Consider the following 14,149-nt stretch of genomic DNA (forward strand, 5'->3'; position numbering starts at 1 on the left):
GATGCCCGATCGCCATCCCTTTATTAGACGAACCACGCCGATGCGCATTACACCGATTTTTCCGTGTGGGCGTTGCTCACACATCGATACGCCTCGCCACTGCGTTCTGTCATTTCTCCAGGCTGGTTTTGCGCGACTCGTTGCATGCTCGCGTCAAATGATGGCGTTGGCGCTCGCCGCCTTGAGCCGTGATTCAAGGTAGGCTGCGCATTCATGCACAGCAACGAAATCCGACAAAGATGTCGTTGCGGTGCGGCACGTAGAAATTCCGGTACCGAGGATGCTGCATCCGTCCACGTGTGGCGAACGAACCGCCACGCACCGATCGATGCGTGCTGAACCACGGCGCCGAATATTCCTGATACGGATCGACCGAGAATCCCGCATAGGGTTCGAAAGCATCGGCCGTCCATTCCCACACTGATCCGCCCCAGCGGATCAGGTCATGGTTGGCCGCAAACTCCCATTCCGCTTCCGTCGGCAAGCGCTTGCCGGTCCAACGGCAATAGGCTTCCGCTTCGTGCGCGTTGACGTGGCACACCGGTCGGTCGAGCGGCAGCGGCGCCCATTGGCCGAACCAGCGCAGTTCCCATTGGCTCGGGCTGCCGTTCGCCGTGCGCCAGCGCGCCGGATGCGTGAGCCCGCTCTGCCGCAGCCACGCGAGGCCGGCATCGGACCACCATTGCGGGTTGCGGTAACCGTCGTCGGCGACGAATTCCACAAACGCCGCATTGCTGACACATGCGGGATCGATCCGGAACGGTGGCACACTGACCGGATGCAGCCATTTTTCATTGTCAAAGACGAATCCGCCGTCCGCAGGCGATCCCATCGGAAACGCATCATCCCCGGCTACAGTCACTTCAGCGCCCGGCTGGATCGCAGGCATGTCGATCGGCGCATGCAGCGCGTAATCGAGCGTCTGGCGCATATAGGTCAGCGCCTCCGCGTGCATGTCTTCGTGGAATAACGCGAGCCGGAAAAAATAGAGCGCCTGGTCGGTGCCGTCCGAGGCGTTAATCGCGGCAAGCACACGCTCCAGCACCGCGTCGACGTAGTCGCGCACACCGGCAAGCGTCGGCAACGGAAGATGCCAGCGATCCTTGTGCGCCACGCGCATGGAATCGAAGAAGCGATCGGCATCTGCCAGCATCGACGGCCGCGAGGCCGTCAGCCGGCCGCTCGCGTCGGGGCGCGGTTCGCGCAACACCCAATGCTCCGTGAACCATGCGATATGGGCATACTCCCACAGGGGCGGGTTGATCCCCGGATCGTAGCGGACCTGCCATCGGGACGGCGACAGATCGCGAAGAATGTCCCAGGTGCGCCGGTGCGAGTCGGAAAATGCCTCAACCAGCGCAAACTTATTTATGCTTCTCGCTGCCACTCCCTCAGACCAGATCGTCATGCGTCCTCCCAAGGCAACCGTTGCGATTATCAGTCCGGCACTGCGGAAAGCCAACAACGGCAACTGGCAAACCGCCCATCGCTGGTCCCGGTTCCTGCGCGCAGACTACGAGGTGACGCTGGCCGCCGAATGGCATGCGGACAGCTGCGGCGACACTCTCCCCGCGTGCTTGATCGCGCTGCACGCGCGACGCTCCGCCGAATCGATCGCGCGGTTCGCCGAAACCTGCCCGGAACGCCCGCTGGTGGTCGTCCTGACGGGCACCGATCTCTACCGCGACATTCTCACTGATGCGTCCGCCCAACGCTCGCTCGATCTCGCCACGCATCTGGTCGTGCTGCAGGATGAGGGGCCGGACGAGTTGTCCGCCGCGCATCGCGCCAAGTGCCGTGTGCTCTACCAGTCCGCGCCCGCGTGCCGTTCGGCCGCGGCGCATCGCGACACCTTCGATGTCGTGTTGGTCGGCCACATGCGCGCCGAGAAGGATCCGCTGACGCCGATGCGCGCCCTCTCCCTGCTCCCGGTCGATTCGCGCGTGTGCCTGACCCACATCGGCAGCGCGCTCGACGATGCATATCTGCGCGCGGCGCAGGCCCTGCGGGCGCGAGCGTGGCCCAGTGTGCGGCGCTACGTGTGGCTGGAGAACCTGCCGCATGGCGAGACGCGGCGGCGTATCGGACAGTCGCAGGTGATGGTCATTTCGAGCGTGATGGAAGGTGGAGCCAACGTGATCATCGAGGCCGTGACCAGCGGCGTGCCGGTGCTGGCCAGCCGCATCCCCGGCAACGTGGGCATGCTCGGCCGCGACTACGACGGCTACTTTCCACCAGGCGACGCCGAGCAGCTGGCGCTTATGCTGGAGCGCGCGAGCCGCGATGCCAGTTTCCTCGTGCAGCTGCGGCAGCAGTGCGGGGCCCGCGCGCCACTGTTCGCTCCGGCACGAGAGCACGCGGGAGTGACTAAACTTGTGGCCGAAGCTTTGCAATCGGCCTGACCGGGAGGCTAAGCCGTAGACCAGCCAGACCGCGCAAGAATCCGGCTCGCTGTCCTCGCCCTCACACATCCAGCTTCCGACACTGCCACTACCACGACCAGACATGCTCCCGATCTCCATCCCGCGTATCCTGAAGCGCTTCTCCGCGGTCGCACTGCTTGGCCTGGCCTGTCCCCCGTCTGCTCGGGCGGAGCAAGGCGTGCTGAGGGTCTCCGCCATCCCCGACGAGGCGCCGACGGAGCTGCAGCGCAAGTTCGCGCCGCTCGGCAAATACTTGGAAAAGGAAACCGGGATGAAGGTGGAGTTCGTGCCCGTCACGGACTATGCGGCCGTCGTCGAGTCGCTGGCGACCGGCAAGATCGACATGGCCTGGCTGGGCGGTTTCACCTACATCCAGAGCAAGATCCGGACGAACGGTGTGACGATCCCGATCGTCCAGCGTCAGGAAGATGCGACGTTCACCAGCAAGTTCATCACCGCCGACCCGAAGATCAAGTCGCTGACCGACCTCAGGGGCCACACGTTCGTGTTCGGCGCGCCGTCCTCGACGTCCGGTCACCTGATGCCGCGTTACTTCCTGCTGCAGGCCGGCATCGATCCGGACAAGGACTTCAAGACGGTCGCCTTCTCGGGCGCGCACGATGCGACAGCCGCGTTCGTCCAGTCCGGCCGCGCCGACGCCGGCGTGCTCAATGCATCGGTCTGGGACAAGCTGGTCGAGCGGCACAAGGTGGATCCCGCCAAGGTCCGCGTGTTTGCCGTGACGCCGCCCTATTACGACTACAACTGGACGGTGCGCGGCGGGCTCGATCCGGCGTTGCGCAAGACGCTGACCGACGCCTTTCTCCGCCTCGACCCGAACAATCCCGAGCAGCGCGAGATCATGACGTCCCGTTGAGGGTAATCGCAAAAAATCCGCCGCATCTCGGTCTAAGCTGCTGATTGGATTGTGAAATCGATGGTCGGATCGACTTGAGGCGCCGCGGGTGTCGTGGCGTCGGAGTCAAGAAAGATCGATAGAGCTGCTTTCACGATCCCAAGTCCCGTTTCTTCTGCTCGTATTCTTCGCGGTTGATTTCGCCGCGTGCATAGCGTTCCTGCACGATCTCAAGCGGTGTTTTGTCGCGCGGTGGCACGCGTCCGTTCTGTTCGCGACGGGCCCGCGATTCCCACGTCAGCCAGCGGACCAACGTCACGATGCCGAGAATGACTAACGCCCAGACCAGGATCATGAAGAGGAAGCCAAAGCCCATACCCCACCCGCCAAATCCATTCCAGTTCCACATCATTTCGTTCTCCCCTAAAGCGGGACGTTAATGGGGCACTCGACGTGATCCGCCGCGAACTCTTTCTAGGATCGGACGTCGACGATGGTAATTCCCTTCCCTGCGAACATCACGCAGCGCTTGCGGATGGGTGAGCGGAATGGGCCTCATGCTTTTTTGCCTCTCGATAAGGTTTCATTCATCCGCACTGCAGCGATCACGCCGGACAGAAAAGTGAGTCCCGCGACCAGCCAGACGGCGGCTGCAAGACCGAACCGGTCGGCAGTGATGCCCGCCACGAGTGCGCCGATCGCATAACCCAAGTCGCGCCATAGTCGGTAGACGCCGACTGCAGACGCGCGCCAGCTCGGGTATGCGACATCGCCAATCGCCGCGAGCAAGGTCGGATAGACCATCGCTGTGCCGATGCCGAGCAACACCGCCGCGAACGAAAAGGCCGCGAAATGGGTCGTCATGGCGGTGATCGCGAGACCCACCGCCTGCACCCACATTCCGGACACGATCAACCACTTGCGGCCGATTCGGTCGGATAGTGCTCCGGCAAAGATCTGCGTTACGCCCCAGATGGCTGGGTAGATCGCAGCGAGTGTGCCGATCTGCTTTAACGTCATGCCTGCGGCCGCAAATACCAGAGGAAACAAGCCCCACGCCATGCCGTCGTTGAGGTTATTGACCAGTCCCGCCTGGCTGACGCTCGACAGATTGTGATCGGTGAAGGACGTCCTACGAAAGATTTCGCTCGGCGTCAGGACCCCGTCGTTCTCCGCCCCGTGGTGAGCGCGCAGCTCGTGCGCCACGTGATGCCGGGTTTCACGCACCAGCAACGCGGACAGCAGCAGCCCCGCGGCCACATAGACAACGCCCAGATAAAACGGCTGCGGCCTGAGTCCAAAGCGAGCCGCAAGCCAACCGGTTGCGAGTGCGCTCGCTGCAACCGCCGCGTACCCTGAAAATTCGTTTAGACCCATCGCCAGTCCGCGCTGCCTGGGACCGACCAGATCGATCTTCATGATGACCGTCGTGGACCAGGTCAAGCCCTGGCTCACCCCCAGCAACACGTTGGCCCAGACGATCCAGTGCCAGGCAGATGCCCACATCAGCACCAGCGGCACCGGGATCGCCACGACCCATCCCGCCACCAGGATCAGCTTGCGACCGAAGCGATCGGAGAAGCGACCCGCGAAATAGTTGGTCAGTGCCTTGGTGAGACCGAACACTACGATGAACGACAGGATCGCCGTCTTCGCTGCAATGTGGAAATCCTGCTCAGCGATGGCGGGAAGGATGCTGCGCTCAAGACCTACCGTGGCGCCGACAAATGCATTGACGAGCACCAGCAGCGAGAACTGTGGGAGGTTCTCGCGCAGGCCGAGACGAATGGTAGTTGTATGCACGGCTCAGCCCGCCCGACCCAGATTAAAGCGCATGATCGCGTCCATGCCTGCGGGGCGGGGTGGAATGCTCCCGGTCACGTGGTCGACAAAGGCTTCCCGCGTCATCGACAACGCCGGATTCCAGCGTTTCTCGAAGCCCAACGTCGAACATGGCTTGCCTGACAAGCCGGCGCCACAGACACTGCCGGCCTGGTGGGCGGGAAAAATTTCGAGCGCGTCGGGGAGCGTGAGGAGCCTTGCGTGCAGACTGTCATATAACCGGCTGGCCATTTCCCGCTCGTGTCCGCCGAGATCGGGGCGGCCCACGGCGCCGACAAACAACGTATCGCCAGTGATGACGAACCACGGCGCGTCGCCGCGACGATGGTCCGTCACCAGCAGGCAGATGCTGTCCGGAGTGTGGCCCGGCGTGTGCAGCACCTGGATCTTTACGTTACCGATATCGAGCGTCTGCCCGTCGCGCAGCCGCTCGAAAGCGTAGTTCACCCGGCCCTCATTCGATTCGTGCAAACAGTACGCTGCGTGTGCGGCTTGCGCCAGCGCGAGCCCGCCCGAACGATGATCCGCGTGAACGTGGGTGTCGATTACGTGGGTAATGGTGATGCCGGCTCTGCTCGCCTCCTCCATGAACCACGCTTCGTCACCGCTCAACACGTCGACGGCGACACCCTTGCCGAGACCGCCGCAGCCAAAGAAGTACGAAATGGACGCATCCTCATTCGTTCGCTGCTTGAAGAACATCGCGCCTCCTCAGAAAACCAGCACCTTGTCCGCCCATTCGGACCAGTCTGCCAGTTCGTCCAACGTGCCACGCTGGGCGCCTTCAACGAGTTCGTCAGCCTTGATGCCCCGGGCATCCATGCAGGTGCCACAGACATGCAAAGCGCTTGAGGTGGCTCGCGTCACCCTGCCGAGCATGAGTTGCAGGTTGTAAAAGCCTTGCGGCACGGTCTGCCCGGCCTTTGCGGCCGCGACCGCATCGCCCAGCAGAAACACTCGCAATTCGTGGTGCTCGCGTTTTGCCAGCGTGCCCGCGAGTCGCAGTCCGTTGTAGGTGCGCTCGTCGCCATACGGGGCCCCATTAAAGATAAACAATGTTTTCATGATCAGGAATCCACCCAACATTCCAATGAATGTTAGAATATTTCCATCGCAGTTCCCAGTCAAGCACGCGGCTTCCGAGTCGCTTATCACGTGTCATGCTTGCGCCATGAGTACACACCGAGAAATCAAGAACGCCCTGTTTGAGCAGGTCGCCCGCATCGGCAAGGCGGTTTCCAGCCCGAAGCGTCTGGAACTGATCGAGTTGCTGTGCCAGGCACCCAAGCCAGTGGAAACGCTAGCCCGGGAAGCCAGCATCAGCGTCAAGCTCGCGAGCGCCCATCTCAAGGAGCTGCGTGCCGCGCGTCTGGTCGACACCGAGCGGCAAGGCAAACACATCATCTACAGCGTTGCGAGCGCGGAGGTGCCGCGCTTCTGGGTGCTGTTACGCATGCTGGCCGAAGACCGCCTCTTTGAACTGCAGGACGCGTTGCGACAAATGTCGGCCTCGAGTCACGAATGGCGTAGCGAGAACCGCAACGAGTTGCTCCGCAAAGCGCGCAAGGGAGAAGTCGTTGTGATCGATGTGCGCCCAGTTGCTGAATTCGAGCAGGCGCATCTGCCGTTTGCGCGCTCGATGCCGCTTGCCGAATTGCGCGCGCGGTTGGCTGAATTGCCCGAGGACAAGCCCGTGGTGGCGTACTGCCGGGGCCCATTCTGTCTTATGTCGGCTGACGCGGTCGCACTCCTGCAGTCACAGGGATTTACGGCGCTGCATTTTCGCGAAGGCGTAGCCGAATGGGGCGTAAAAGCCGGCTAGGTCCTGGTGCGAGGCAATACCCACGAGCGTCGTTTGGGATGAAGACGGGGGTCGATGGATCAGGGAAAGGAAAGTCCGTGCATCCCTATCGCTAACACGAGCAGCGCTACGTCCTCGCGAATCCATTCGCCGGCCTCAAGGTGCGCGGCGCGCAGCGCAACGGGGAACTGGACATCTCGCGCGCCTTTCGCGCTGTTGACAGGCGCTCGCATCCAGACCGTACTGACCGTGCGCGCGAAACACGTGATGCGCGAGCCTGCAGAGTTTCACGGTGACGACATCCGGCTCGCCTGCGGGCCAGGTACGGGTATCGACACGAAGGGCGGCGTCAAGGGCGTATTGCACCTGCCGCGCCGTTTCTATGAGCGGCTGTACATCTACATGCACAGCGATCGCGCGCGCAAGCGTCTCGGCCAGCTCTTCGGCCACGACGCGGCCAGCCAAATGCTGCATTTCCTCCTGTCGTTCTTTCCGCCCGAGCTGTCGCGCGGTTTCCTCGCGAAAACGGCCAGCAGCATGCTCGAAACCTTGGCGGTCTCCACCATCGGCACGCTATGTGCGGCAGCGCTGGGCTTTGTCCTCGCGTTGCCGGCTTCCGGCCTGTACGGCGCTGCGCTGCGCGCGGTGTCGCGATTCCTGTTAAACCTGCTGCGCTCGATTCCCGAGCTCGTGTGGGCGACCGTCACCGTGCTCGCGGCCGGTCTCGGGCCGTTCGCCGGCACGCTTGCCCTCGCGCTCCACACGGCCGGCGTGCTGGGCCGGCTGTTCGCGGAGGCGCTCGAGAATGCGCCGGACGCACCGGCGCGCGCACTGGCTGAAGCTGGGACCTCGTCTGCGCTGGCCTTCGTGTACGGGACGCTGCCCTGCGTTCGGCCGCAGTTCGTCGCATACATCATGTACCGCTGGGAATCAAACATCCGCATGGCGGCGATCCTGGGCTTCGTCGGCGCCGGCGGACTCGGGCAGATGCTGTATTACGAGCTCTCGCTCTTCCATCTGCCGCAGGCGTGCACGGTCATCTTCGCGATGCTTGTGCTGGCCGCCTGTGTCGACGCGACCAGCGCGATCGCGCGACACAGAAGCGCAGGATAGATTTGAACGATGCCAAAGTTGCCTTTGGGCGACGCTGGGCTTCTGAGCCCCTAGACAGGCGGAACTCGACTGGACTCCGTAGTCTGGCGAATTTCGCTAATGCCGACGCAACAGGATGATTGAACAGGCATGAGGAACGAAGGCAGTGTAGCGCTCATCGCATCGGTCGCAGCGAGTCATGACGCAGTTTAACTTGTTTACACATGCGAACAGGTTTATGGCCGACGGCCGTGTCCTTGCCGCATTCGGTTACAAAGAGCTAAGCCGAAGCCGGCAGAGTGAAACCAACTGCGAACCGGTGCTCTCACTCGGTGGGAGCGGCAACCTCGTGAACGGCGATACCCTCGATTGGGTCCACCGGGTGCCGCCAAGGAGCGGCTTCCAGCACTGAACGCGCCGCGCGATAACCTGCGTCCCAGCGAGTCTGCACGCCGTCTGCGCTAAAGTCGATGTCCTTCGCATAATCGTCGCCATCGAAGCGCGGCATCTTCAGTTGGAGAACGTGCATCGTAGTACCGCACCCCCACTCAAGCAGTTTCTTGACTTCAGGCGACTCTCGCGCGTCTTCGTTCATCAAACGGCCAAGCTCGCGAATGATATGGCGCAGGCGGTGGATTTGACGTTGGCGTTTGAGTTGGCTCTCCGTGCGACTCGCGTACTGGATGTCTTTTTGCCGGCCAAGCACCTGCCAAACGGTTTCCGGCTCCGGGCCGCTCATCGGCCAGAGTTGGACCGAAAAGACAACAGCATCGCGCCTGGGATGATCGTCCCATATCGCCTCGATGGGCGTATTGGAATGAATGCCGCCATCCCAGTACGCTTCCCCGTCGATGCGCACTGCCGGAAAAGCCGGAGGCAGCGCGGCGGATGCCATAACGTGTGGCATTCGGAGTTTGGTATCGCGATTGGACAAGTAGCGCATCTCTCCTGAGCGCACGCCAACAGTCGCAACGGAAAGTCGCATGTGCTGATCATTCAGATACGGGAAGTCGATCAACTTGGCGAGCGCCCCTTCCAGAGGCGCCGTCGAGTAGTATGACGCCGATTCGGCACCGAGCGGGGTATACGGTCCAAACCACGCGGTGAACCTTGGTTCGAAGAACCCCGGAAGGCCGTACGTCACGGTCCACATATTGCGGAAGATGTTACCGGCGCCCGCATGGGGCGTAACAGCGGGCCACGGCTCGCGGCGGGCTGCGCCGCTCCAGAACTCGCGCAGCCGAACCAACCGGTTTTCGGGCCGGTTACCGGCGATGATCGCACCGTTAACCGCGCCGATCGACGTTCCGATGACCCAGTCCGGCTCAATGCCCGCCGCATGGAGCGCCTCATAGACACCCGCCTGGTAGCTGCCTAGCGCGCCTCCGCCTTGTAGAACCAGTACTACCTGCCCAGGTAACGCGGCCTGTTGGGTGGACGGCTCGGCCGCCGACTTGATCTCGTTAAGCTCGTTGCGCATGACCGTGTTCCCTTGATTCGTGACGCGACACATTCAGGTTGGCTCGGCAGCACGTGGCATCACGGCCTCCCGTTCAGCCATGCCCTCCGGGCACCTTGGTGAAACAGCCCCTTCCGCTTGGTGACGCGCTATGGCTCAATTCCGTCGAAGTCAGTTACCGCTCCCGAAGCAACCACTCAACGTCCCCGCTATGTTTCGCCAAAGTCGTGATTGGCAGCCAATGGAACAAACGCACTCACGCGGGCTGGCGTGAGCGTCTCTTCCAGTGACCTGGCGGGCCGCCCCGGTTGCGTCGTTTGCCGTGCAGACTGCGGGGCCGACACCCGGAATGCCCCTACTGCGTCGCGCAGGAGCCTGCCCTGTTCCTCCAATGAGGTTGCAGCGGCAGTTGTCTCCTTTACCAGCGACGCGTTCCGTTGTGTGGCAGCGTCCATCTGCGCCACCGCACTGTTCATATGCTCGATATCGCCGCTTTGTGCTGCGGAAGCCGTCGCAACCTCCCCCATGATGTCCGTCACGCCTTTTACGGCTTGCACAATCTCCACCATCGTGTGCCCGGCCTTTTTCACGAGCGCCGAGCTTTTTTCGACCTTGCTCACCGAATCCTCGATGAGCCCGTTGATTTCCTTGGCCGCGACTGCGCTGCGCTGCGCAAGGCTCCTGACCTCGCCCGCCACCACGGCAAAGCTTCGGCCCTGTTCGCCGGCGCGCGCCGCTTCTACTGCCGCGTTGAGCGCGAGGATATTAGTCTGAAAGGCGATGCCCTCGATCACTCCGATGATCTCGATGATTTTCTTCGAGCTTTCGGTAACGTCGTGAATTGTTTCGATGACTTGCCGCACAACCTCGCCGCCGCAAACGGCCGTGTCGCTTGCCGCGACCGCCAATTGACTCGCTTGCTTGGCATTCGTCGCGTTTTGAATCGCCGTGGTCGTAAACTCCTCCATGCTCGAGGCCGTTTCCTGCAGCGAAGCAGCCTGCTCTTCGGTACGCTTCGAAAGGTCAGTGTGGCCTTGCGTCATCTGGCTCGATGCCACGGCAATCGCATCGGCCCCCGTCCGTACCTGAATGACGATAGTCGAAAGTCCCTCGTTCATTTCCTTGAGGGCCTGCAGAAGCTGCCCGGTCTCGTCGCGCGCTGTTATCGCAATATCGCTCGTGAGATCGCCATCGGCAACCGTGCGCGCTACCCGTATCGCGTCATGGATCGGGCGGGTGATACCCCGCGATATCCATATCGCGAATCCCATGCCAACCAGTACGGCTGCCGATCCCAGCACGAGCATCAGCGTGCGGGCCAGCGCAATGTCCTCACTGGCCTTGGCGGCGCGCTGCTGCCCCAGTTCGCTCTGCAGACCGACCAGAGCGTCGACCTGCTTTTGTACAACTTCGAGCAACGGGAGCATTTTCTCGTTCATCGTTTGGATCGCTTCATCGCGGCGGCCTTCGGCTAGAAGACTCGATACCCGGCCGATGGAGGTCTCGTATGCGGTATGCGACGCCTTAATCGCTACGAGCAGCGATTTCTCCTTGGGGGTGTAAGCGAGCGAATCGAACGTTTTCAGCGCCGCGATGACTGACTTTCCATCAGCTAGGATTGATTGATCGATTTGCGCCGCGCGGTCGGGATCGCTCGTGACGAACAGTTCCAGCGTCTTGTAGGCGATCGTGCGGATCAGGGTACTGATGCTCTGCGCAGAGTCTGCCTTGACCCACTCTGTGTTGACGATTTCTTCGTTGATCCCGTTAATTTGATTCAGGTTCGCGACGCCGATGGTAAGCAGACTCACTACCAGCAACAAAACCAGTCCGAATCCGAGTGTCAGGCGAGTACTGATCTTCATGTCAGCGACTTTCATGCAAATGACTCCATGAGTGCCTTGTTCGGCCCGCATCGGAACTTGCGCCTCGGCATCCGTTCCATATTTTGACGGATGTCCGTCCTCAAAAAAGAACCCGCTAGAGCTGGGTACACTCGCAGCGGGCTGAAGCTCATGCCGGAGGGGGGCGGCATGGAGGATGCCCTTGATTGCATCCTTTGATTAGACGGGGAACACTGATCGACATTACACCGATCTTTTTCAGACATTGTTCCGCTTTCTTGGAATGCGTTTCCCTGGCGTGTTGGGGTTCATGGCTCCCGTAGAAACCGCATGCTCCAACTCGCACCTAGGATGTTCGCGAGGGGCCGTTCACCTTGCTTGCGCAATTTCAATCCGCCGCGCCTCCTTGTGCTCGGGACGCAGCCAGAGAAGCGATGCCTGATCACGCAGATAAACGTCCGGTTCGGACTGTTGAGAGATCGAGCCATGTCGTGTCGCGTGCAGGTCCGAGATTCCTGTAAACGAGACACCGCTCGTTACGTCGAAAATTGGCCGGTCGTGTCCGCGCCAATTTATTCTTGCCCCGGACGCAGACCGCTCTGCAACAGAAACGACTGTCCCTTTCGGGAGTGGAATAGTCATGAAGAAGAAATTGAGCGTCAACCACGGTCTTTGGGTCGCCAGCGGCAGTGATCCGCATCATCTCGCGCGACTCGGCGAACTGGTCCCTCGACCGCCCGTTAAAGAAGTGAATCCCGCCCGGGTCAATCGGCCTGCCTCAGGAGCGCAGCGATGAGACGCCTAGCCTCTTGGTACAGCCGGTGGGAGGACGTGGCCGCGAGCCTGTACCCTGTCGTCGATCTGCTGATCCGGCTGTGGCTGGGCGAGAAATTTTTCGTCTCCGGCCTGCTCAAGGCCGCCAATTGGGACAATGCACTCTATTTGGCCGCCAATGTCTATCCCGTTTCGTGGATGGCGCCGGAGACGGCGGCTGTCGTGGGCATCATCATCGAACTCCTCGGGCCGGTTCTCCTCTTCCTCGGCTTGGGGACGAGACTGGCTGCGATCCCGCTGCTGATCCTCTCGCTGGTAATTCAGTTCGCCTACGTCGCCCTGCCGGAAAACCTGTACTGGGCGGCGTTGTTCGGCTGGTATCTGGTTATCGGCGCCGGCCCGATCTCGCTCGACCAGCTGTTAAGTCGCGGCGTCCAGGACAGCGCGCTCCCAGCGGCGCGAATGACCGGTCGCGTGTTCGCTCTGGTTACGCAAAAGCTTGGACCGGTCTTCCTGGTCCTACTCCGCTTTGGGGTCGTGCTGCTGGTCCTGCGACAAGCTCCCCTCATCGCGCCCTTCGGCCTTGCCTTCGCGCTGGGCGGTTTCACCCGTCTTGCTGCGCTTCCTCTGCTTCTTGCCGTCTTGGTTGGACCGATGAAGGATTCCGGACCGCTTTACCTCGCTGCGCTGCTGTTATTGGCCGCGAGCTGGGGGCCGGGCCCGCTGGCCCTCGACCGGCTGATCCTTCGTATCGCACGCGCCAAGGACACCAAGGACAATGAGTCTGCCGATCTCCCACATGTTGTTATCGTCGGTGCCGGGTTCGGCGGGGTCGCGGCCGCACGAGGCCTGCGCGGTGCCGCCTGTCGCGTCACCCTGATCGACCGCCACAACTACCATCTGTTCCAGCCGCTGCTCTACCAGGTCGCCACGGCCGGGCTGTCGCCCGCTGATATCGCCACTCCGATTCGCAGCCTGTTCCGCGATCAGCCCAACGTGCGAGTGTTGTTCGGTGAGGTCGGCGGGATCAATCACGAAAAGCGCACGGTCTCCATGGGATCGTCGGCGATTCCCTACGACTACCTCGTGCTCGCCACCGGCGCCCGCTACAGTTATTTCGGCCGTGACGAATGGGCAGAGTTCGCCCCCGTGCTGAAGCGAATCGAGGATGCGACGGCAATCAGGCGGCGCCTACTGCTGGCCTTCGAGCTCGCTGAGAACAGCGCAGATGCAGAAGAACGGGCCGCCCTCCTTACCATTGTCATCGTTGGAGGTGGGCCCACAGGAGTGGAATTGGCGGGCGCCATCGCTGAGCTGACGGGCCAGGGCATGGTCCAGGAATTTCGTACTATCGACCCGGCGTCGGCACGAATCCTACTGGTCGAGGCGGCACCCCGCATCCTCGCCCAGTTCCCAGAATCCCTGTCCGCGACCGCCAGCCGGTCACTTGCCGCCCTCGGCGTCGAAGTGGTGCCGGGAACCCGGGTGGAGCACGTCGAGGCGCGCGGTGTGACTATTGCCGGCCAGTTCATTCCGGCGCGGACCGTCTTGTGGGCGGCTGGTGTTGTCGCGTCTCCGGCAGCAGCCTGGCTGAGCGCCGAGGCTGACCGCGCTGGGCGCGTCAAGGTGGGCCCTGACCTCTCAATTCCCGGTCATCCCGACATCTTCGCCCTCGGCGATACCGCAGCCTCGGAAGGATGGGCCGGCAAGCCGGTACCCGGACTGGCACCCGCCGCCAAGCAGGGCGGCGCTTATGTCGCCAGGCTGATCCGTGCACGAATCAACGGGGCTACGCCGCCTGGCGCGTTCCGCTACCGCCATCTCGGCAGCTTGGCCACCATCGGGCGCAAGGCCGCCGTGGCCGATTTCGGCCGGATCCACCTCAAGGGCGCGGTTGCCTGGTGGCTGTGGGGCGCAGTGCATATTGCGTTTCTCGCCGGTGTCCGTAACCGCACCGCCGTCGCGCTCGATTGGTTCTGGGCCTATCTGACCTCCCGCCGCGGCACGCGTCTGATCACTGACTCATCCCCTGATTAGGTGATTTTGCAAGAAATCCAC

At 62.1% G+C, this 14,149-nt stretch carries 12 protein-coding genes and 1 pseudogene; 6 read left to right on the plus strand and 7 right to left on the minus strand.

Annotated features, from left to right (window positions below):
- Positions 1–211: 211 nt before the first annotated feature.
- Entirely contained in the window at positions 212–1,408 is a 1,197-nt protein-coding gene (gene senA / locus L5014_RS03095; protein WP_238462147.1) for a selenoneine synthase SenA, read from the minus strand.
- Between senA and senB the strand changes: the two genes are divergently transcribed.
- Both senB and L5014_RS03105 read left to right on the plus strand, forming a co-directional pair.
- Positions 1,407–2,402, plus strand: a complete 996-nt coding sequence (senB, locus tag L5014_RS03100; protein WP_238462148.1) for a selenoneine biosynthesis selenosugar synthase SenB — start codon at positions 1,407–1,409, stop codon at positions 2,400–2,402. The genes senA and senB overlap by 2 nt on opposite strands.
- 103 nt (positions 2,403–2,505) lie before the next feature.
- Positions 2,506–3,288 (plus strand): annotated as a pseudogene (locus tag L5014_RS03105) (putative selenate ABC transporter substrate-binding protein); the annotation flags it as partial.
- A 142-nt stretch (positions 3,289–3,430) separates the two neighbouring features.
- Here L5014_RS03105 and L5014_RS03110 read toward each other — a convergent pair.
- The 4 genes from L5014_RS03110 to L5014_RS03125 form a co-directional block, all read right to left on the minus strand.
- Positions 3,431–3,691, minus strand: a complete 261-nt coding sequence (locus tag L5014_RS03110) for an SHOCT domain-containing protein (protein ID WP_238462150.1) — start codon at positions 3,689–3,691, stop codon at positions 3,431–3,433.
- A gap of 143 nt (positions 3,692–3,834) precedes the next feature.
- On the minus strand, positions 3,835–5,082 hold the full coding sequence (locus L5014_RS03115; protein WP_238462151.1) for an MFS transporter: 1,248 nt from the start codon (positions 5,080–5,082) through the stop codon (positions 3,835–3,837).
- Positions 5,083–5,085: 3 nt separating this feature from the next.
- On the minus strand, positions 5,086–5,823 hold the full coding sequence (locus L5014_RS03120) for an MBL fold metallo-hydrolase (RefSeq protein ID WP_238462152.1): 738 nt from the start codon (positions 5,821–5,823) through the stop codon (positions 5,086–5,088).
- A 9-nt stretch (positions 5,824–5,832) separates the two neighbouring features.
- Positions 5,833–6,186: a DsrE/DsrF/TusD sulfur relay family protein gene (locus L5014_RS03125; protein ID WP_238462153.1), complete on the minus strand. Its 354-nt coding sequence runs from the start codon at positions 6,184–6,186 to the stop codon at positions 5,833–5,835.
- A gap of 106 nt (positions 6,187–6,292) precedes the next feature.
- On the opposite strand from L5014_RS03125, the gene L5014_RS03130 reads away from it, so the two are divergent.
- Together L5014_RS03130 and phnE are read left to right on the plus strand one after the other, a co-directional pair.
- Complete coding sequence (locus tag L5014_RS03130) at positions 6,293–6,943, plus strand: ArsR/SmtB family transcription factor (protein WP_238462154.1); 651 nt, start codon at positions 6,293–6,295, stop codon at positions 6,941–6,943.
- Positions 6,944–7,189: 246 nt separating this feature from the next.
- The gene (gene phnE, locus L5014_RS03135; protein ID WP_238462487.1) at positions 7,190–8,035 is read left to right on the plus strand and encodes a phosphonate ABC transporter, permease protein PhnE; all 846 of its coding nucleotides are present in this window, start codon (positions 7,190–7,192) and stop codon (positions 8,033–8,035) included.
- A 304-nt stretch (positions 8,036–8,339) separates the two neighbouring features.
- Here the strand turns inward: phnE and L5014_RS03140 are convergent, their stop codons facing one another.
- Together L5014_RS03140 and L5014_RS38545 are read right to left on the minus strand one after the other, a co-directional pair.
- Positions 8,340–9,494, minus strand: coding sequence for a patatin-like phospholipase family protein (locus L5014_RS03140; protein WP_238462155.1), 1,155 nt, complete (start codon positions 9,492–9,494; stop codon positions 8,340–8,342).
- A 188-nt stretch (positions 9,495–9,682) separates the two neighbouring features.
- Entirely contained in the window at positions 9,683–11,353 is a 1,671-nt protein-coding gene (locus L5014_RS38545; protein WP_274389225.1) for a methyl-accepting chemotaxis protein, read from the minus strand.
- 604 nt (positions 11,354–11,957) lie between these two features.
- Here L5014_RS38545 and L5014_RS03155 point away from each other — a divergent pair.
- Together L5014_RS03155 and L5014_RS03165 are read left to right on the plus strand one after the other, a co-directional pair.
- Positions 11,958–12,113 carry a hypothetical protein gene (locus L5014_RS03155; protein WP_238462156.1) on the plus strand — a complete coding sequence of 52 codons (156 nt, stop codon included), beginning with the start codon at positions 11,958–11,960 and terminating at the stop codon, positions 12,111–12,113.
- A gap of 35 nt (positions 12,114–12,148) precedes the next feature.
- Positions 12,149–14,128: an FAD-dependent oxidoreductase gene (locus L5014_RS03165; protein ID WP_338019258.1), complete on the plus strand. Its 1,980-nt coding sequence runs from the start codon at positions 12,149–12,151 to the stop codon at positions 14,126–14,128.
- Positions 14,129–14,149: the final 21 nt, after the last annotated feature.

Origin of the sequence: Paraburkholderia tagetis (genome assembly GCF_022213065.1) — a bacterium.
Lineage (GTDB): Bacteria > Pseudomonadota > Gammaproteobacteria > Burkholderiales > Burkholderiaceae > Paraburkholderia > Paraburkholderia tagetis.